15 protein-coding genes are annotated in these 20685 nt (G+C 65.0%); 8 read left to right on the top strand and 7 right to left on the bottom strand.

Annotation, left to right across the window (positions count from 1 at the left end):
* Nucleotides 1-79 precede the first annotated feature (79 nt).
* The gene (locus K6T56_02080) at nucleotides 80-991 is read left to right on the top strand and encodes a LysR family transcriptional regulator (protein ID MCL6555131.1); all 912 of its coding nucleotides are present in this window, start codon (nucleotides 80-82) and stop codon (nucleotides 989-991) included.
* Between the two features lie 255 nt (nucleotides 992-1246).
* On the opposite strand, the gene fba is transcribed toward K6T56_02080, so the two are convergent.
* The 7 genes from fba to K6T56_02115 form a co-directional block, all read right to left on the bottom strand.
* Entirely contained in the window at nucleotides 1247-2314 is a 1068-nt protein-coding gene (gene fba, locus K6T56_02085; GenBank protein MCL6555132.1) for a fructose-bisphosphate aldolase class II, read from the bottom strand.
* 55 nt (nucleotides 2315-2369) lie between these two features.
* A complete protein-coding gene (gene pyk / locus K6T56_02090; GenBank protein ID MCL6555133.1) occupies nucleotides 2370-3806 on the bottom strand; it encodes a pyruvate kinase in 1437 nt (478 codons plus the stop codon).
* 76 nt (nucleotides 3807-3882) lie between these two features.
* Nucleotides 3883-5064 (bottom strand): phosphoglycerate kinase, encoded by a 1182-nt coding sequence (locus tag K6T56_02095; protein MCL6555134.1) that lies wholly within the window; start codon nucleotides 5062-5064, stop codon nucleotides 3883-3885.
* Nucleotides 5065-5171: 107 nt separating this feature from the next.
* Nucleotides 5172-6173, bottom strand: a complete 1002-nt coding sequence (gene gap, locus K6T56_02100; protein ID MCL6555135.1) for a type I glyceraldehyde-3-phosphate dehydrogenase — start codon at nucleotides 6171-6173, stop codon at nucleotides 5172-5174.
* A 118-nt stretch (nucleotides 6174-6291) separates the two neighbouring features.
* Complete coding sequence (gene tkt, locus K6T56_02105; GenBank protein MCL6555136.1) at nucleotides 6292-8277, bottom strand: transketolase; 1986 nt, start codon at nucleotides 8275-8277, stop codon at nucleotides 6292-6294.
* Nucleotides 8278-8720: 443 nt separating this feature from the next.
* Nucleotides 8721-9506, bottom strand: a complete 786-nt coding sequence (locus K6T56_02110) for an inositol monophosphatase family protein (GenBank protein ID MCL6555137.1) — start codon at nucleotides 9504-9506, stop codon at nucleotides 8721-8723.
* Nucleotides 9507-9519: 13 nt separating this feature from the next.
* Nucleotides 9520-10080, bottom strand: coding sequence for a thioredoxin family protein (locus K6T56_02115; protein ID MCL6555138.1), 561 nt, complete (start codon nucleotides 10078-10080; stop codon nucleotides 9520-9522).
* Nucleotides 10081-10244: 164 nt separating this feature from the next.
* On the opposite strand from K6T56_02115, the gene K6T56_02120 reads away from it, so the two are divergent.
* The 7 genes from K6T56_02120 (at nucleotide 10245) to K6T56_02150 (ending at nucleotide 20685) form a co-directional block, all read left to right on the top strand.
* Complete coding sequence (locus K6T56_02120; protein ID MCL6555139.1) at nucleotides 10245-11120, top strand: phosphate/phosphite/phosphonate ABC transporter substrate-binding protein; 876 nt, start codon at nucleotides 10245-10247, stop codon at nucleotides 11118-11120.
* A gap of 469 nt (nucleotides 11121-11589) precedes the next feature.
* Entirely contained in the window at nucleotides 11590-12327 is a 738-nt protein-coding gene (locus K6T56_02125; protein ID MCL6555140.1) for a 16S rRNA (uracil(1498)-N(3))-methyltransferase, read from the top strand.
* Between the two features lie 36 nt (nucleotides 12328-12363).
* Nucleotides 12364-13710, top strand: a complete 1347-nt coding sequence (argA, locus tag K6T56_02130) for an amino-acid N-acetyltransferase (protein ID MCL6555141.1) — start codon at nucleotides 12364-12366, stop codon at nucleotides 13708-13710.
* A gap of 80 nt (nucleotides 13711-13790) precedes the next feature.
* The gene (locus tag K6T56_02135; GenBank protein MCL6555142.1) at nucleotides 13791-16646 is read left to right on the top strand and encodes an EAL domain-containing protein; all 2856 of its coding nucleotides are present in this window, start codon (nucleotides 13791-13793) and stop codon (nucleotides 16644-16646) included.
* A 66-nt stretch (nucleotides 16647-16712) separates the two neighbouring features.
* Nucleotides 16713-16988, top strand: coding sequence for an oxidative damage protection protein (locus K6T56_02140; GenBank protein ID MCL6555143.1), 276 nt, complete (start codon nucleotides 16713-16715; stop codon nucleotides 16986-16988).
* Between the two features lie 129 nt (nucleotides 16989-17117).
* Nucleotides 17118-19193: a polyphosphate kinase 1 gene (gene ppk1 / locus K6T56_02145; GenBank protein ID MCL6555144.1), complete on the top strand. Its 2076-nt coding sequence runs from the start codon at nucleotides 17118-17120 to the stop codon at nucleotides 19191-19193.
* A complete protein-coding gene (locus K6T56_02150) occupies nucleotides 19186-20685 on the top strand; it encodes a CHAD domain-containing protein (protein MCL6555145.1) in 1500 nt (499 codons plus the stop codon). The genes ppk1 and K6T56_02150 overlap by 8 nt, the downstream gene beginning before the upstream one ends.

Genomic DNA, 20685 nt, shown 5'->3' on the forward strand with positions numbered 1-20685 from the left:
GCCGATTAAACCGCTAATGAATTGTTCGCATAAAAATGATAGCCTTTAGGCAATACATGAGCGGAGGGTTCGTCCCGTGATGCATGTCACCCTGCGCCAGCTGCGGACCTTCGAGGCCGTGGCGCGCCTGAAGAGTTTTTCCCGTGCGGCGGAGGAGCTGCACGTCACCCAGCCCACGGTGTCGAAGCAAATCCGCCTGCTGCACGAGGAAGTTGGGCTGCCGCTGCTGGAGCAGATCGGCAAGAAGGTCTTTCTCACCGAGGCCGGCGAGCAGCTCTATGCCACCTGCGCCGAGTGGCTGGAGACCTGGAGCCGCTTCGAGCAGACCATCGCCGACCTCAAGGGCATCAAGCAGGGTCGGCTGCGGATCGCGGCGGTGACCACCACCAAGTACTTCATGCCGCGGCTACTGGGCCCCTTTTGCGCGCAGTATCCGGGCATCGACATCGCGCTGGAGGTGATCAACCGAGACCGGCTGCTAGAGCGCCTGGCGCGTAATCAGGACGATCTCTACATCATGGGCGTGCCGCCGGAGGGGTTGGACATCGAGTGCGAACCGTTCCTGGAAAACCCCCTGGTGGTGCTGGCACCCGCCTCCCATCCGTTGACAAAGCGCAAGCGCATTGCGTTCGCCGATCTGGCCAACGAACCCTTCATCGTGCGCGAGCGCGGTTCCGGCACGCGGCTGACTGTCGAGCGCGTGTTTCAGGAGCGGAACGTGCCGCTCAAGATCAAGATGGAGTTGGGCAGCAACGAGGCGATCAAGCAGGCCGTCGCCGGTGGGTTGGGGTTGGCGGTGCTGTCCCAGAGCACCCTGAGCCTCGATCCGGGCCGGAAGGAGATAACGATCCTCAAGGTCGAGGGATTCCCGATCAAACGCTACTGGTACGTGGTGCGGCTGCGGGGCAAGCAATTGTCCGTGGTGGCGAGAACGTTTCTCGACTTTCTGCGTAGCCACGTGCAGCTACTGTTACCGCGGCACGGACCGTAACGCGCTGCCGTGGGGGGGCAGGCCCCGCCAAGGGGGCGACGATGATTCTGCGGCCGGTCGGGCTGACATTCTTCGGCTCGCAGTTTCGCTCCACGCTTCCTCCCCACACTCGGTCACCCCCATGCAGTTGCGCTTCGCTTCGCTCGCTGTGATCAACTTACGGTGGGGCTTTCGTCCACAAGAGTGTGCCCGTGCCGGGCGCACCAAGAAAAACGGCCCATACGGGCCGTTTTTCACATCCGCCTGACAGCAGCTTCAGTTGACCTTGGGATCAAGCTCGCCCTTCTCGTAGCGCTTGGACATCTCCTCGAGGGAGTAGATCTTGGTGAACTTGCTTGCCTGACCCGCGGTGCCGAAGGCTTCGTAGCGCGCCTTGCAGATTTCCTTCATCGCCTTGGTGGCAGCGCTCAGGAATTTGCGCGGATCGAATTCCTTCTTGTTTTCGGTGAGGAACTTGCGCACCGCCCCAGTGGAGGCCATGCGCAGGTCGGTATCGATGTTGACCTTGCGCACGCCATGTTTGATGCCTTCGACGATCTCCTCCACCGGCACGCCATAGGTCTCGCCCATGTCGCCGCCATACTCGTTGATGATCTTCAACCACTCCTGGGGCACGGAGGAGGAGCCGTGCATGACCAGGTGGACGTTGGGAATGCGGGCGTGGATTTCCTTCACCCGGTCGATGGCGAGGATGTCCCCCGTCGGCGGGCGGGTGAACTTGTAGGCGCCATGGGAAGTGCCGATGGCGATGGCCAGCGCATCCACGCCGGTCTTGCGCACGAAGTCGGCCGCCTCGTTGGGGTCGGTGAGGAGCTTGGAATGGTCGAGGGTGCCTTCGGCGCCGATGCCATCCTCCTCGCCGGCCTTGCCGGTTTCCAGGGAACCCAGGCAGCCCAGCTCACCCTCCACGGAAACGCCGCAGGCATGGGCGATCTCCACCACCTTGCGGGTGACTTCCACGTTGTATTCGTAGCTGGAGGGGGTTTTGCCGTCTTCCAGCAGGGAGCCGTCCATCATGACCGAGGAGAAGCCAAGCTGGATGGAACGGACGCAGACCGCGGGCGAGGTGCCATGGTCCTGGTGCATGCACACCGGGATGTGGGGCCACTCTTCGATCGCCGCCAGGATCAGGTGGCGCAGGAAAGGCGCCCCTGCATATTTGCGCGCCCCGGCGGAAGCCTGGACGATGACGGGGCTGTTGGTCTCGTGTGCCGCCTCCATGATGGCGCGCATCTGTTCCAGATTGTTGACATTGAATGCCGGCACGCCGTAGCCGTTCTCGGCGGCGTGATCCAGCAGTTGGCGCAGGGTGATCAGTGCCATTGTTCTCTCCTTGAGGGTTTGACTAAACGTTCCGGGCGGAAAGGCAGTTGGCCATTCACGCCCTCCTGTGATCGCCCACCCGCACGATGCGCATGGTGTTGGTTCCCCCCGATTTGCCGATGGCTTCACCGAAGGTGATGATGATCAGGTCGCCGTCACGCACGGCGCCACGGCGACGCAGCTCGTCTTCCGCCTCCAGCAGGAGCTGTTCCCGATCTTTCGTCGTGGTCTTGAAGTTGACGGGGTAGACGCCGCGGAACAACGTCAACTTTCTACGGGTTTCGACTTCGGGTGTCAAGGCGTAGATGGGCACTTCCGAGTGAAGCCGGGACATCCAGAGGGCGGTGGAGCCGGACTGGGTCAGCGCACAGATGGCCTTCACCTTGATGTGGTTGGCGGTGAACATGGTGGACATGGCGATGGCCTCGTCCGCCCGTTCGAACACCTTCTTCACCTTGTATTGGGCGAGGAAGGAAATGTCGACTTCTTTTTCTGCCTCGGCGCAGATGCGGTCCATGGCGGCGATGGTTTCCACCGGATACTTGCCGGTGGCCGTCTCCGCCGACAGCATGACCGCGTCCGTGCCGTCGAGCACGGCATTGGCCACGTCGGAGACCTCGGCACGCGTGGGGATGGGGTTCTCGATCATGGATTCCATCATCTGCGTGGCGATGATGGCGAGCTTGTTCTGCTGGCGGGCCATGCGGATCATTCTTTTCTGCAGGCCGGGCACGGCGGCATCCCCCACCTCCACACCGAGGTCGCCCCGCGCCACCATGATGGCATCCGCCGCATCGATGATTTCCTCCAGGGCCGCCACCGCCTCCGCCCGCTCGATCTTGGCGACGATGAGCCCGCGCCCACCCGCCTCGCGCAACAGACGCCGCGCCCGCTCCACGTCGGCGCCGCTGCGGGGAAAGGAGACGGCGAGATAATCCGCCTTGAAGGCGGCCGCGGTCTGGATGTCCTCGATATCCTTTTCCGTCAGCGCCGGCGCGGACAGCCCCCCACCGAGGCGGTTGATGCCCTTGTTGTTGGACAGCACGCCCCCCTGCTTAACGGTGCAGATGATTTCATCCCCGCGCACCTCCTCCACCCACATGGTAATGCGGCCATCGTCCAAGAGGAGCGTGGAGCCACGGGAGACATCCCGCGGCAGCTCTTTGTAGTCCAGGCCGACGCGTTCCTGATTGCCCAGCTCGCAGTTGGCATCGAGGATGAAACGGTCACCGGCCTTCAGGGTGACCGAGCCGGTGGCGAACTTGCCGATGCGGATCTTGGGTCCCTGCAGGTCGGCGAGCACCCCCACCGTCTTGCCCCGCGCCCGCGCCAAGGAGCGGATCATCTCCGCCCGGCGGATGTGGTCCTCGGCGGTACCGTGGGAGAAATTGAGGCGCACCACGTCGAGGCCTGCGGCGATCATCTTGTCCAGAACCTTCGGGTCGTCACAGGCAGGGCCGAGGGTGGCGACGATTTTGGTGCGTCTTAGCATTGACGTCCTTCACTCAAAATGCAAAAGGCGCCCGGCCGCTCGCGCCGCGGCCCGCGCGCCCCGATCCGCCTTTGCCTCAACCCCGCGCCCGTTCTTCCAGGATGGCCACCGCGGGCAGTTTCTTCCCTTCCAGGTATTCGAGGAAGGCGCCACCCGCGGTGGAGATGTAGGACACCTTGTCGTAGATGCCGTATTTCTGGATGGCGGCGATGGTATCGCCGCCGCCGGCCAGGGTGAAGGCCGGGGTGGCGGCAATGGCCTCGGCGATTTTCTTCGTGCCCTCGCCGAACTGGTCGAACTCGAACACCCCCACCGGACCGTTCCACACCACCGTGCCGGCGGCCATGATGATGTCGGCCAGTTCCTGGGCGCTTCTCGGGCCGATGTCGAAGATCATGTCGTCGTCGGCCACTTCCTTGACGTCCTTCACCACGGCCGGTTCATTGGCGTCAAACTTCTTGCCCACCACCACGTCCACCGGGATGGGGATACGCGCCCCGCGGGCGGACATTTTCTCCATCAGCGATTTCGCGGTGGGAACCAGGTCATCCTCGCACAGGGATTTGCCCACGTTGTAGCCCGCCGCCTTGATGAAGGTGTTGGCAATGCCGCCCCCCACCACGAGCTGATCCACCTTTTCCGAAAGGGATTCGAGAACGGTGAGCTTGGTGGAAACCTTGGAGCCGCCGACGATGGCCACCATCGGCCGCGCCGGATTGGCCAGGGCCTTTTCCAGAGCCTCCAGCTCCTGCATCAGCAGCAGCCCGGCGCAGGCCACCGGCGCATACTTGGCGATACCATGGGTGGAAGCCTCGGCGCGGTGGGCGGTGCCGAAGGCATCCATGACGAAGACATCGCACAGGGCGGCGTATTTCTTCGCCAGCTCGTCGTCGTTCTTTTTCTCGCCCTTGTTGAAACGAACGTTTTCCAGCACCACGAGCTCGCCTTCCGCCACCTCGAAGCCGCCATCCACCCAGTTGCGGATGAGGCGGACGGATTTGCCCAGCCGTTGGGAGATGTTGTCGGCCACGGGCTTCAACGAGTTTTCTTCGGAAAACTCCCCTTCCGTGGGCCGCCCCAGGTGGGAGGTGACCATGACCCGCGCGCCCTGCTTCAGGCAATGCTCGATGGTGGCCATGGAGGCGGCGATGCGGGCATCCGAGGTCACTTTGCCATCCTTGACCGGCACGTTCAGATCGGCGCGGATGAACACCCGTTTGCCCTTCAGATCGAGATCGGTGAGTTTGATGACGGACATGGTTCCCTCCTGATTGCGATAAGGTGTCAGGCATGGAGCCTCTCCATGCCTGACACCTCACGGCGCAGGCCGCGGGCGCTCCCGCGGCCTGCCCTTCCGCGAATCGATTACTTCGCGATGTGTTCGGCGAAGCGCAGCATGTTGCAGGTGTAGCCGTACTCGTTGTCGTACCAGGCCACCACCTTGACGAAGGTGTCATCCAGGGCGATGCCGGCTTCCGCATCGAAGATGGAAGCGTAGCTGCAACCACGGAAGTCGGTGGACACCACTTTCTCGTCCGTGTAACCCAGCGTCTTGCTCAGCTCGCCCGACTCGGAAGCCTTCTTCATCGCGGCGCAGATGTCTTCATACTTGGCCGGTTTCAAAAGCTCCACCGTGAGGTCCACCACCGACACGTCGGAGGTGGGAACGCGGAAGGCCATGCCGGTCAGCTTGCCGTTCAGGTCCGGCAGCACCTTGCCCACCGCCTTGGCCGCGCCGGTGGAGGAGGGGATGATGTTTTCCAGGATGCCGCGGCCGCCGCGCCAGTCTTTCTTGGACGGGCCGTCCACGGTCTTCTGCGTCGCCGTGGCGGCATGCACGGTGGACATCAGACCGCGTTTGATGCCCCAGTTGTCGTGCAGCACCTTGGCCACCGGAGCAAGGCAATTGGTGGTGCAGGAGGCAGCGGAGACGATGGCCTGGCCGGCATAGCTGTTGTGGTTCACGCCATAGACGAACATCGGCGTCTTGTCCTTGGAGGGCGCCGACATCACCACCTTTTTGGCGCCGGCCTTGAGGTGCGCCTGGCAGGACTCCTCATCAAGGAAAAAGCCGGTGCACTCGAGGACGATGTCGGCACCGGCTTCGTTCCATTTCAGATTCGCGGGGTCCTTCTCCGCCGTGATGCGGATTTTCCTGCCGTTCACCACCAGGTGGCCGCCCTCGACCTTGATCTCGCCATTGAAACGGCCATGCACCGAGTCATAACGCAGCATGTAGGCGAGATAATCCGGCTCCAGGAGGTCGTTGATGGCGACCACCTCCAGGTTGGGGAATTCCTTGGCGATGGCGCGGAAAGCCATGCGGCCGATGCGACCGAAGCCATTGATGCCGACTTTGATTGCCATGAGCGTTTCTCCTTCAGGTTAGATGACAAAAATCTTTGCCCACGGAGAAGGCGCTGGTCACGGGAACCCTTCCGGATTTGCCCCTCCGCACCGCGCCTCCCCGCGGTGAATGGCTTTGTCAGAGGATTCCCTTCACCGTATTCACGACGTTCTCGACGGTGAACCCGAATTCCTTGAAGAGATCGGCAGCCGGCGCGGACTCGCCGAAGCGATTGATGCCGATGATGGCGCCATCGCAACCCACGTACTTGTACCAGCCGTCGGTGGAGCCGGCCTCGATGGCCACCCGTTTCACGCCGGGGGGCAGGACGCTGTCCTTGTAGGCCGGCTCCTGACGGTCGAAGGTGGTGGTGGAGGGCATGGACACGACACGGGTGGGGATGCCCTGGGCATCCAGCACCTTCTTCGCATCCATCGCCAACTGCACTTCGGAGCCGGTGGCGATCAGCACCACCTTGGGGTTCTCCGCATCCGCGAGCACGTAACCGCCGCGCCGGATGGCCTCGATCTGTTCCGGTGTGCGTTTCTGGAAGGTGAGATTCTGCCGCGACAGGATGAGACTGGTGGGGCCGTCCTTTTTCTCCACCGCCGCCACCCAGGCCTGGAAGGTCTCCACGGTGTCGCAAGGCCGCCACACTTCCATGTTGGGCATGAGGCGCAGGGTGGCGGTCTGTTCGATGGGCTGGTGGGTGGGGCCATCCTCACCCAGGCCGATGGAGTCGTGGGTGAAGACGTGGATGACGCGCTGCTTCATCAGCGCCGCCATGCGCAGGGCATTGCGGGAATATTCGGAGAACATGAGGAAGGTGCCACCGAAGGGCAGCACCCCGCCGTGCAGGGCCATGCCGTTCATGATGGCGGCCATGCCGAATTCCCGCACGCCATAGCTGAAATAATTGCCGATCTTGCGGCCGTGGGTGTGATGGCAGCCGGTCCAGTTGGTGAGGTTGGAGCCGGTCAGATCCGCCGAGCCGCCGACGAACTCGGGCAGCACCGGCGCCAGGGCATTGATGGCGATCTGGGAAGCCTTGCGGGTGGCGACGTTCTCCGCCTTCTCGTTGATGGCCGCCAGCGCCTTGGCCACGTGCTCCTTCCAGTTGGCCGGCAGCTCGCCCCGCATACGGCGCTCGAATTCCGCGGCCTCGGCAGGATAGGCCTTCTTGTATTCGGCGAACTTGTTGTTCCACAGGTTTTCTAGGCCCTGGCCCTTGGTGCGGCAATCCCAGCCCTCGTAGATGTCCTGGGGAATCTCGAAGGGGGGATAGGTCCAGCCCAGGTGCTTGCGCGTGGCCTCCACCTCGGCCTCCCCCAGCGCCGCGCCGTGGACGTCATGGGTGCCGGCCTTGTTGGGCGAACCCTTGCCGATGATGGTCTTGCAGCAGATGAGGGTGGGCTTGTCCTTGGATTCCTTGGCGGCGCGGATGGCCTGATCCACCGCCACCGGATCGTGGCCATCCACGTTGCGGATGACGTTCCAGCCGTAGGCTTCGAAACGGGCGGGCGTGTCGTCGGTGAACCAGCCCTCCACGTGGCCGTCGATGGAAATGCCGTTATCGTCGTAGATGGCGATGAGCTTGTTGAGCCCCCAGGTGCCTGCCAGGGAACAGGCCTCGTGGGAGATGCCTTCCATCATGCAGCCATCACCGAGGAAGACATAGGTGTAATGATCGACGATCTCATGGCCGGGCCGGTTGAACTGCTGGGCGAGGATCTTTTCCGCCAGGGCCATGCCCACTGCATTGGAAATGCCCTGGCCGAGGGGGCCGGTGGTGGTCTCCACCCCCGGTGTGTAGCCGTATTCGGGATGCCCCGGGGTTTTCGAATGGAGTTGGCGGAAGCGCTTGATCTCCTCCATCGGCAGGTCGTAGCCGGTGAGGTGGAGCAGGGCATAGAGGAGCATGGAGCCGTGACCGTTGGAAAGCACGAAACGGTCGCGGTCGAACCATTTGGGATTGTTGGGATTGTGCCGCAGGTGGTGATTCCACAGGACCTCGGCGATTTCCGCCATGCCCATGGGCGCCCCAGGGTGCCCCGATTTGGCTTTTTCCACAGCGTCGATCGCCAGGATGCGGATCGCATTGGCCAGGTCTTTGCGAGTTGCCATGTCAGAACGTCCTTATTTGTTGAGAAACCTCGTCCACCAGCCGGCCGCGCCGGCTTGTCGCATTCCATCTTCAGTGCTGGGCGGGGAGTGACGGCACAAGACCGGGGGCGCCAGCCATGCCCCGCTCGGGGGCGGAGTCTTCTTTCCCCTCCCCGGGGAAGGGGACGGGGCTCGGGCTTGCCGAGTTCCTGTTCAAGCGAACGGTCATGGCGCCGCCTCGCCCCGAAGGATGAGACGGCGATTCGCCATGATTCCATTCCCTCGCCCTGTCTTTTTCCGCCAGGGAGGAGGGAACGCGTCGTCTGCTCTCACGTCAAAAGTGAAATTATCCCCTAGCCCGCCAAAGCTTGGCAACAGGATAATCCGCCAGGCTTTTCAATGACTTGGCTTTTGTCCCGGGCTTCCCGAAAAGCCCAGGCGGGCGCGCAAAGGGGACGCGGCCATCAGCGGGGTGCGCGCAGCCAGTCCCGCCAGGCCTCGAACAGGGGGGGATGCCAGGCGGCGATGACGGAGCGTTTCCAGGGGCTTGCGGACCAGAAATCGTCCACCTCCAGGGTGGCCAGCCGCCCCCCCGCCTCCTCGAGAATCAACGCCCCGGCGGCGAAGTCCCACAGCTTCTGCCCGCCGTGCAGGTAAACATCGAAGCGGCCGGCGGCAACGAAACACCAATCCAGCGCACTGGAGCCAAAATTGCGCTGGGAGCGGTAGGGCGGCCGCGCCGCCAGCTCCTCGGCGAGCCGCCGGTCGAGCCGCTTGAGGTCCACCCCCGCCAGCGCCGCCCGCAGGTTGCGCGGCGGTTTTTCCTTGATGGGCAGCCGCTCGCCGTTGAGGAAGGCCCCCTGTCCCTCCACCGCCCAGAACATCTCGTCCAGTTCCGGTGCGTAGATGACCCCGAGGCGCGGCCGCTCCCCGCGCCAGAAGGCAACGGAGACGGCGAAATAAGGTAGGCCGTTGACGAAATTGGAGGTGCCATCGATGGGATCGATCACCCACAGCCCCTCGCCCCCCGCCTGCCACAGCTTCTGCTGTTCCGCGGCGCCCATCTCCTCCCCCAGCACCGGGCAGGGGGCGATGGCACGCAGGCTTTCCACCAGCGCCGCCTGGGCCGCGGTGTCGGCGATGGTGCACAGGCTGCCATCCACCTTGTGCTGGTGGGCCACCCGCAGGTAGCGGGGCACGATCTCATGCTGCGCCACCCGTTTGACGGTGTGAATGACCGCCTCGAGCATGTCGCCCGCCCGCCTAGGCGCCTTCCTTCCACTTGATGGAGCAGCCCATGCTGGGAATCTGTTCCGCCGGCCCGCGCCCGGTGCGGGCAATCTGCACCATGGCCTCGTAGAGCTCCCGCCGGGCATCCTCGGGTGCCGTCTCCTTGCGGGAGGCATCCAGGCGGCCACGATATTGCAGCTCGAGGTCGGCGTTGAAACCAAAGAAATCCGGCGTGCACACCGCGCCATAGGCGCGGGCCACGGCCTGCGTCTCATCGTAAAGGTATGGGAAGGGATAGCCGTATTCCGCCGCCACCTTCTGCATGGCCTCGAAAGAATCCTCCGGGTACTGGCTTGCGTCGTTGGAATTGATGGCCACCACGCCGATGCCCTCGGCGGCGAGGTCGCGGGCATCGCGGATGATGCGGCTGCGGATCGCCTTCACGTAAGGGCAATGGTTGCAGATGAACATGACGAGCAGACCCCGGGGCCCGCGGGTGCTGGCGAGGGTGTAACGCCGGCCATCCACGCCGGGCAGATCGAAATCCGGGGCCTTGCGGCCGAATTCACAGACGGGGGTGGTGAGACTGACCATGATTCGTGCTCCTTTCGCGAGGGCAGCCGGTGTTCAACAAACCGCGCCCGTGAAGCGCAGTTTAACCCGGGCCCGGCGGCGGCCACCAGTCCGAGCCGGCTCACCCGCATGGCACCGTATTTCACCTTGGAGGGGTCAGGGTCACGTGCTAGCATCCACATATCATGGGTTTCCGGCGGGCAAGCCTCAGCGTGATCCGCATCCTGTCGCTTCTGCTACTCCTCTTTGCCGTGGCGGCCGGCCCCTCCCCGGTGCGGGCGGAGGAGGAAACGCCGTTGACCATCGGCATCTTTCCCTATCTTTCCACGCGAACGTTGCTTGCAGTCTGGCAACCCCTGCAGCGTTATCTGGAAAACCGGCTCGGCCGGCGGGTGGTGATGGTCACCGCGCCCGACATGAGAAGCTTCGTCGACCGCACCTTGAGCGGCACTTATCCGCTGGTGGTGACAGCCCCCCATTTTGCCCGCCTGGCACAACGGGAAGCCGGTTACCGCCCCCTTTTGCGGGCCGAGCCCGATCTGGCGGGCGTCTTCCTGGTGGCGGAAGACAGCCCCGCCCGCAGTCTTGCCGATCTGCGGGGCAAAACCCTCGCCACGCCGGACAGCCTCGCCCTCATCACGCGGCTCGCCCTGGAGACGCTGCGCAGCCAAAACCTCGAGCCGGGGCGCGATCTGAGCCTGCAGGAAGTCCCCAGCCACAACGCCGCCGTGCTGGCCGTAAAACAGGGCGCAGTGGCAGCCGCGGTGGTCTCGCAAACCGCCTTTCAGCAACTGCCGGCGGAACAGCGGGCGGGCTTGCGGCCCCTTGCGCGCACGGCCTCGGCGCCCCACGTCATGATCCTCGCCCGCCGGGACCTGCCCCCCCGGGAAGCGGAGCGCTACGCCAACCTCATCCAGACCTTCGTGCAACAGACGCCGGAGGGACGCCAGTTCCTGGAATCCCTAGGCTATCTGGGTCTGCGACCGCCCACGGAAGGAGAGCTGCGCAGCCTGGACCCCTATGTGGAAGGGCTGCTGCGCACGCTGGCCGCTGGCCGTTAAACCCAGATTTGTCATTAGGGCGCGCGATGATGGCGAGCCGGGTTTCGAGCAGATTCGTGCACGGGCGACGAGCCCATAGCGAGGCCTATGGGTGAGGAGCACGGGTGCGAAGATGCCGAAAGACGGCCGCCAGAGCGCGCGCAGGCGGGGATGAAATAGCAACGCAGATGCGATTCGACTCACCAAAGCGCCAATCGAAGGCAGAGGCCGGCCTAATGACAAATCTGGGTTAAACCCAGATTGTCCATGGGGACGCGGGAAGGCGCGCAGCCCATGCTCGAGACAGTTTGCGCGCGACGGCCGCAGCCCGGATGGAACATCCGGGAGAAAAGTTGCGCGCAAAATGGCCGGGCAGGGGCACGCGAGGCCCGCGTAGGTTCGGGCAATGGGAGATGCCGGAGACCTTTGCCGACCCTACCCGTCTCCCCTATAGGCTTACGCCGGTCTAATGGGTAATCTGGGTTAAACCATGCATCGTTTCCATTGTCCACGGGATCTCGCGCCGGGTGCACGGCTTACCCTGCCGGCCGAGGCCGCCCATCACGCCATCCGCGTGCTGCGCCTCAAGTCTGGGGATCCCATTGGCCTTTTCGATGGCGAGGGTCACGAGTTTTCCGCGCGCATCACCTCCATCGAGGGCGGCACGGTGTGGGTGGCCGTCGAGGCGGCGGCGACGAACGACCGGGAGCCGCCGCTGAAACTCGTGCTTTTGCAGGGCATCTCCAGCGGCGAGCGCATGGACTATACGGTGCAGAAGGCGGTGGAGCTGGGGGTGGCGGAAATCTGGCCCCTCCTCGCCGAGCGCAGCGTGGTGCGGCTTGACCGGGAACGCGCGGAAAAACGCCGCCTCCACTGGCAGCGGGTGGCGATTGCCGCCTGCGAGCAGAGCGGCCGCAGCAGGGTGCCGCCGGTGCACGCGCCGCTGCGCCTTGCCGACTGGCTCGCCACCTGGACGGCGCAGCGCCAGGGAGACGAGCGGGCGCTGCTGTTGAGCCCCGCCGGCGGGGCGCGCCTTGCCGCGCTTGGCGAACCCCAGGGGCCCGTCATCCTCCTCGCCGGCCCGGAAGGGGGCTTCACGGAGGCGGAAGCGGCCGCGGCGCGCCACCAGGGTTTCCTGCCGGTCCGGCTGGGACCCCGCATCCTGCGCACGGAGACGGCGGCGCTCGCCGCCCTGGCCGCCATCCAGGCCCTGTGGGGGGATTTCTGACCAAAAGCGCCTCCTTTGAGTAAACTTGCCCCCACCATGAACCGGAAAACGGCCCCACCTCGCCCCGCCACAAGCCGCAGCCAGGATTTCGTCAACTGGTTCCGCTCCGCTGCGCCCTACATCCACGCCTTCGGTGGCCGTACCTTCGTCATCGCCTTCGGCGGTGAGGTGGTGAGCGAGGGCGATTTCGTGCGCCTTGCCCATGACATCAATCTCCTCAATGCCCTCGACGTGCGCGTCGTGCTGGTGCACGGGGCGCGGCCGCAGATCGAGGCGGAGCTCAAGGAGCGCGGCGTGGCCATGAAATATGCGGGGGGCCTGCGCATCACCGATGCGGAGGCGCTGGCCTGCGTCAAGGAGGCCGCGGGATCGGTGCGGGTGGAGATCGAGGCCATGCTGTCCATGGGGCTGCCCAACTCGCCCATGGCGGGGGCGGACATCCGGGTCGCCAGCGGCAATTTCGTCACCGCCCAACCCATGGGGGTGCGCGAAGGGGTAGACCTGCAGCACACGGGGGAGGTGCGCAAGATCGACGCCGTCGCCATTCAGCGGCGCCTGGATCAGAACGAGATCGTGCTGCTTTCTCCGGTGGGCTATTCACCCACGGGGGAGGTGTTCAATCTCACCCTGGAGGACGTGGCCACCGCCGCCGCCATCGCCCTCAAGGCGGAGAAGCTCATCTTCCTCATGGAAACGCCGGGGGTCACCGACGCCAAGGGCAGACTCCTCAAGGAGCTCACCGCGCAGGAGGCGGAGCGGGTGCTGCGCACCATGAAGGACACCACCTCCGACGTGGCCCTCTACCTGCCCTATGCCATCAAGGCCTGCCGCAACGGCGTGGGGCGCGCCCACCTCATCAGCCGTCATCTGGATGGTGCCATCGTCCAGGAGCTGTTCACCCGCGAAGGGGTGGGCACCATGATCACCAAGGACCCGGTGGAACAACTGCGCCAGGCCACCATCGACGACGTGGGCGGCATCCTCGCCCTGATCCAGCCGCTGGAGGAGGAGGGCATCCTGGTGCGGCGCTCCCGGGAACTGCTGGAAATGGAGATCGACCGCTTCTACGTCCTGGACCACGATGGCATCATCGTCGGCTGCGCCGCCCTCTATCCTTTTCCCGAGGAGAAGGCAGCGGAGCTCGCGTGTCTCGCCGTGCACCCGGATTATCGGGATGCCGGCCGCGGTACGCTGCTTCTGCAGCGCATGGAGGAAATCGCGCGGCGGAAGAAATTCACGCGCCTGTTCGTGCTCACCACCCGCACCGCCCACTGGTTCGTGGAACACGGCTTCGTCGAAACCAGCGTCGAGGCGCTGCCGAAGCAGAAGCAGGCCCTCTACAACTACCAGCGGCGGTCGAAAGTGTTCGTCAAACGCCTCTGAGAATCCCCAAGCGAAGGCCCGCGCGGCCCATGACCAACCCACCCCGGCGAAGAATCGGGGACAAAAAAAGGAGGGCAGAGATGAAAGAGGAGAACGCCGTGCTGAAACCAGCCGGCGGGGAACGGCGACGTGGATTCCACTCGCTGCGGCTGCGCCTCATCGTGGTGGCGGTGCTGGTGGAACTCGCCATGGTGGGTCTGCTCCTTGCCAATGGCGTGCGTCTGGTGGACGACAGCCTCATCAATCAGACCCGCGCCCGCAACGAGGAGCTCAAGCCCCTGCTGCGTGCGGCGCTCGCCGCGCCCTTGGCGCAGCGGGATTACGCCACGCTGCAGGAAATCCTCACCGAATTGCGCTCCGCCCAGGGTCTGCCCTATCTCGTGCTCTTCGACGGCCTGGGCCGGGTCGCGGCCGCCGCCGGCTGGGATCGCAGCCAGCCGCTGCCGCCGGTGGATGCGGACTCCGCGCTGGGACGAAAAGAGGTCTTCCATGCCCGCCTGCCCATCGTACTTGCCGGGGTGGTACATGGCGAGCTGCGCTACGGTATCTCCACCCGTTTCCTCGACGACACCCGCCAGCGCCTGGTACGGGATACCTTCACCATCGCCACGCTGGTGATTGTGCTCTCCATCCTGCTCCTCATCCTGCTCAGCTACTGGCTCACCCGGCATCTCGGGTTGCTTACGCGGGCCGCGGAGGAGGTGGCGGCCGGGCGCTTCGATCTGCGCCTGCCGGTGAGCGGCGACGACGAGGTGGCCAGTCTCACGCGCAGTTTCAACCGCATGGCGGCAGCCATCGAAAACCGCATCGCGGCGCTCGAGGAAAGCGAGCGGCGCTTCCATGCCATCGCCGATTACACCTACGACTGGGAATCCTGGCTGGGACCCGACGGGCGGCTTTTGTGGGTGAACCCGTCGGTGCGGCGCATCACCGGTTACACGCCGGAGGAGGTGATGGCCATGCCCGACTATCCCCTGCCCCTGATCGCGGCGGAGGATCGGGAACGGGTCTATGCCGAGCTCACCCGGGCCATCTCCGGCACCTCGGTGGACAACTACGAAATGCGCATAAACCGCAAGGACGGCGCCCTCGTCTGGTGCTCCGCGGCCTGGCAGCCCATCCATGGGCCGCGGGGCGAATATCTGGGCATCCGCCTCGGCATCCGCGACATCTCCGAATTGAAGGAGGCCCAGTTCGTCCTGCAGGAAGCGATCGAGGAACTCCGACAGTCGGAGGACATCCAGCGGCGGCTTCTGGAGCAGGCCCGGCAGGAGCAGGCGCGCCTCGCTTCGCTATTGTCGGCGATGAACATCGGCATCCTGTTCGAGAATGCCGACAACCGGGTCATCTACGTCAATGCCGCGTTTCGCCGCATCTGGCTCATCCGCGACAACGTGGACCTCGCCGGCCGGCGGACGACGGAGGTGCTGGGCTATTCTGGCAACGTGCTCGCCCGTCCCGATCATTTTTCCAAACACGTGCTGCAGGTCACCGCCACCCACGAAGTGAGCGAGACCTTCGAGATCGTCATGGCCGACGGACGGGTGGTCACCCAGATTTCCTATCCCGTGCGCGATGAGGAGGGGCGGTTCATCGGCCGGCTGTGGATTTACGAAGACGTGACACGGGAGCGGCAGACTGCCGAACAGTTGATTTACCTCGCCGAGCGGGATTCGCTGACGGGACTGTACAACCGGCGCCGTTTCCAGGAGGAGCTTGCGCGCATGATGGCGGAAGTGGACCGCCGCAACTCCCAGGGTGCGCTGCTGTTCTTTGATCTGGACGAATTCAAATACGTCAACGACACCTTCGGCCACCGGGCGGGCGATGCCATGCTCATCCGGGTGGCCGGCGAAGTGAGTGCCCTCATCCGGCGCAACGAGATTTTCAGCCGGCTGGGGGGCGATGAATTCGCCGTCCTCCTGCCGGATGCCGGGGAAAAGGAAGCGGCCATGCTGGGCGAGCGCATCGTGCGCGCCATTGCCCAGATTCCCTTCCGCTTCGAAGGGCAGAACATCCGGCTCACCACCAGTGTGGGCATTGCCCTCTATCCTCTACACGCCACGAGCGTGGAGGAACTCATCGCCCATGCCGATGCCGCCATGTATCAGGCCAAGGAGGCGGGCAAGAACGCCTGGCGCATCTATCGCGCCGATCTCGATGCCTCGCGCCAGAGGCTTTCCCGACTCACCTGGAACGAACGCATCGCCAATGCCCTGGACAAGGGCCTGCTGCGCCTGCACTTTCAGGGGGTGTACGGGGCACGGGATGGTCGCCTGTCCCATCTCGAGGTGCTGGTGCGCATGGTGGACGAAGCCGATCCGGAACGGCTCATCATGCCCGGCCATTTCATTCCCCTGGCGGAAGCAAGCGGCCGCATTCTGGACATCGACCGCTGGGTGATCGCCGAAAGCATCAAGCTTCTCGCCCGCCTGCAGGGGCTGCCGGCCCTGGCGGTCAATGTCTCCGGGCGTTCCTTCGACGATCCCTTCCTGCCCCAGTTCATCGCTGACACCCTCCATCGCCACGGTGTCGCCCCCCACCGCCTGATGGTGGAGCTCACGGAAACCGCGGCGGTGTCCGACCTGCACGATGCGCAACGCTTCATCGAGGCGCTGCATCTGGCTGGCTGCCGCGTCTGCCTGGACGATTTCGGCAGCGGTTTTTCCTCCTTTGCCTATCTCAAGCACCTGAAGGCGGACATCCTCAAGATCGATGGGCTGTTCATCCGCGACCTGCCCAACGACTACGACAACCAGATGTTCGTCAAGGCCATCGTCGGTGTCGCCCAGGGCATGCGCAAACCCGTCATCGCCGAATTCGTGGAGGACGAGGCCACCTTGCTCATGCTGCGGGAGTTCGGCGTGGACTTCGTGCAGGGCTATCATCTGGACATGCCGAGGGGCGATCATCCCGCCCTGGGCGAAGCCGCGTAAGGAGCCGGCCGCAACGGGGCGGTTTCACGTTATCATTGGCTTTTTGCAACGCGAAAAGGAAACCCCATGCCAAGAATGGTTCATTGCGTGAAGCTGGGGCGCGAGGCGGAAGGTCTGGATTACCCGCCCTACCCCGGCGAGCTGGGCAAACGCATTTTCGAAAACGTCTCCAAGGAGGCCTGGCAGGGCTGGATTCGTCTGCAGACCATGCTGGTCAATGAAAACCGCCTCAACCTGGCCGACCCCCGCGCCCGCAAATACCTCATGGAACAGATGGAGGCCTATTTCTTCGGCGGCGGTGCCGACATGCCCGCAGGCTACGTCCCGCCCCGGGGCAAGTAGCGCTCCCGTTTTCCCCTTTTTGCCCCGCCACCCCGCTGCCGGGGCATGCCGGGCCGCGCCTTGGGGCCGGCTGTCACAGGGTTGTCACAATCTGCGGGCGACGGGTTCGTAGAATAGACGCGCTCATTCATGAACCTGTCCCACGAACTCTTCCTCAATCGCGAGCTCGCCCAGCTCGCCTTCAACCAGCGGGTCCTCGCCCAGGCGGAAGATGCGGCCACACCGCTCCTGGAAAGGCTGCGCTTTCTCTGCATCGTCAGCAGCAACCTGGACGAGTTCTTCGAAATCCGCGTCGCCGGCCTCAAGCAGCAGGTGGCCCACGGCGGCATTCCCGGTCCCGACGGCATGAGCGCCGCTGAGGTGTTGCGCGCGGTGAGCCGCGAAGCCCATGCCCTCATCCAGCGCCAGTATCGGCTCCTCAACGAGGACATCCTGCCCGCTCTGGCCGGCGAGGGCATCCGCTTTCTGCGCCGCACCCATTGGAATGAAGTACAGCGAAAGTGGGTGCGGGATTATTTCTTCGAGCACGTGATGCCGGTCCTCACCCCCATCGGCCTCGATCCCGCCCATCCCTTTCCCCGCGTGCTCAACAAGGCGCTCAATTTCGCCGTGGAGCTGGAGGGGCGCGACGCCTTCGGACGTTCCTCCGGCACCGCCATCGTGCAGGCGCCCCGGGTGCTGCCGCGGGTGATCCGCATGCCCAGCGAAATTGCCGGCTGCGACTATGGCTTCGTTTTCCTCTCCTCCATTCTCCATGCCCACGTCGGCGAGCTCTTCGCCGGCATGACCGTCAAGGGTTGCTACCAGTTCCGCGTCACGCGCAACAGCGATCTCTTCGTGGACGAGGAGGAGGTCACCAATCTGCGCGAGGCGCTGCAGGGGGAGCTGTCCCATCGTCAGTTTGGCGAAGCGGTGCGGCTGGAGGTGGCGGACAACTGCCCGGAAGCCATGGCCCGCTTCCTGCTGCGGGAGTTCCACCTGGAAGACGAGGACCTCTACCAGGTGCACGGTCCGGTCAATCTGGTGCGGCTCATGCAGGTGCCGGACTGGGTGGACCGGCCCGATCTCAAATTCCCCCCCTTCGCCCCCGGCCTGCCCCCCGCCTTGAGCGGCAGCAAGGGCGCCGATCTGTTCGCCGTCATCCGCCGTGGTGACGTGCTGCTGCACCATCCCTTCCAGTCCTTCAATCCGGTGATCGAGTTCGTGCAGCAGGCGGCCCGGGATCCCGATGTGCTCTCCATCCGCCAGACGGTCTATCGCACCGGCACCGATTCGGAAATCATGGAGGCGCTCATCGAGGCGGCCCAGCGGGGCAAGGAGGTGACAGTGGTGGTGGAACTCCTGGCCCGCTTCGACGAGCAGGCCAACATCAATTGGGCGCAAAAACTCGAGGAAGCCGGCGCCCACGTGGTCTATGGCGTGGTGGGCTACAAGACCCACGCCAAGATGGCGCTGGTGGTGCGGCGGGAAGGCGGCCGTCTGCGCCGTTACGCCCATCTGGGCACGGGCAACTATCATCCCCGCACCACCAAGCTTTACACCGACATGGGCCTGCTCACCGCCCACGAAGGGTTGTGCGCCGACGTGGCCCAGATCTTCGTCCAGCTCACCGGCTTGGGCCGCGCCGGCAATCTCTCCCATCTCTGGCAGGCTCCCTTCACCCTGCACACGCGGCTTCTGGAAGCCATCGCCCGCGAAGCGGAGCATGCCCGACTCGGGCGTCACGCCCGCATTGTGGCCAAGATGAATGCGCTGGTGGAACCGCAGGTGATTCATGCCCTCTACGAGGCTTCCCGCGCCGGGGTGGAAATCGATCTCATCGTGCGCGGCGTGTGTGCCCTGCGCCCCGGCCTTGCCGGTATCTCGGAGCGGATCCGCGTGCGTTCGGTGGTGGGTCGCTTCCTGGAACACACGCGCATTTTCTGGTTCCGCAACGACGGCGCCGACGACGTCTATCTCTCCAGCGCCGACTGGATGCACCGCAATCTCTTCCGCCGCATCGAAGTGGCTTTTCCCGTGCTCGATGCCCGCCTCAAACGACGGGTGATCCGCGAGGGCCTGCTACCCTATCTCAAGGACAACCTGCAGGCCTGGGAGATGCAGCCGGACGGCAACTATGTTCGCCTTCAACCCGGACGGCGCAAGCCCTACAGCGCTCAGGGCGCGCTGCTCGCCCGCCTGGCACGCTCTGGCGGCGATGGCTGAGGAAACGGAGCTTAAGCTGCGCCTGGCGCCAACGGATGTGCGCCGTCTGCGCGCGGCCCTGCGTCGCCTCGCCGGCCCACCCCGCCGCACCCATGTGCTGAGTATCTACTACGACACGCCCGAGCTTGCGCTTGCGGCGCGGGGTTATGCCCTGCGCATCCGCCGCGTCGGCCGCCAGTGGGTACAGACCCTCAAGGGGGGCGGCGGGGAAAGCGGCGGGCTGCACCGCCGCGAGGAGGAAAACCTGAAGGTGAGAGAACCCCGGCCCGATGCCACGGCACTTGCGGCTGCGGGTCTCGACCCGGCTTCGCTGACACCGGTCTTCGTCACCGATTTCCAGCGCGAAATTTGGCCCCTCGCCCACGGGGAAGCGAGGCTGGAAGCGGCCCTCGACCGGGGCGTGATCCGCTGCGGTGAGCGGGAGCGCGCCTTTCTCGAGCTGGAGCTGGAACTGAACGCCGGCCCAAGCCGTGCGCTTTACCAGGTGGCGCGGCTGCTCGCCAGTCAGATTCCCCTCGCGCCGGAGTCCCGTTCCAAGGCCGAGCGGGGTTACGCCCTGATCGAGGGGCGGGAAGAAGCGCCGACCCGCGCCACGGTGCCGCCCCTCTTCCCCCGGCAGAGTGTGGATGCTGCCTTCGCCACCCTCTTTGGGCACACCCTGCAACAGATCACCCGCAACCAGCCGGGGGTGCTTGCCAGCGGCGACCCGGAATTCCTGCACCAGATGCGGGTGGGCCTGCGCCGCCTGCGGGCGCTTTTCACCCTCTTTCGCAAAGCCGTGCCGGCCGACACCTGGGCAGGCTGGGCCCCCCGGCTACGCACCCTTGCCGCGAAGCTGGGTCAAGCGCGGGACTGGGATGTCCTCGCCATGCACCTGCTGCCCGCCTTCGAGGCATCGGAAAAGATGCGTGCGCCCCACCTGCGACGGGCAATCGCCGCCAGGCGAAGGCAGGCGCACGCCGAGGTGCAGGCCCTCGTGGGGGGGACGGCTTACGGGGTGCTCATGCTGGAGATGGGGGAGTGGCTCGCGAGCCGCGGCTGGCGCAAGGGCGCCGACGCAAGCCGCCGAAGCCTCCTTGCCGCGCCCGTGGCGCGCCTCGCCGGTGAGTGGTTGGAAAAGCGCCGCCGAAGGCTCCTCCGCGTGGGGAAAAAGCTCAAGTGGGGCGATGATGTGAAACGCCACCGGCTGCGGGTGCAGGCGAAGAAGCTGCGCTATGGCCTGGAATTCCTCGGCACCCTCCTTCCCGAGGCGGCCCGCAAGCCCTGGCTGCGGCGGCTTTCCCGCCTCCAGGACCGGCTGGGGGAACTCAACGACCTCGCAGAAGCCGCGCAGGTGATGGAAAGGTGGGCGAAGGAGCGCCGTTCCACCCCCCGCCGCGAGCAGGCCACCCGTTTTCTTGCCTGGGTGAAGCGGCAACGGCGCAAAGCCCTGGCCGCCCTGCCCCGCGCCTGGGAGGAAGTCAAACGCTGCCCACCGCTCGGGGAGCCGTAA

This window comes from Burkholderiales bacterium (genome assembly GCA_023511995.1).
Lineage (GTDB): Bacteria > Pseudomonadota > Gammaproteobacteria > Burkholderiales > Thiobacteraceae > Thiobacter.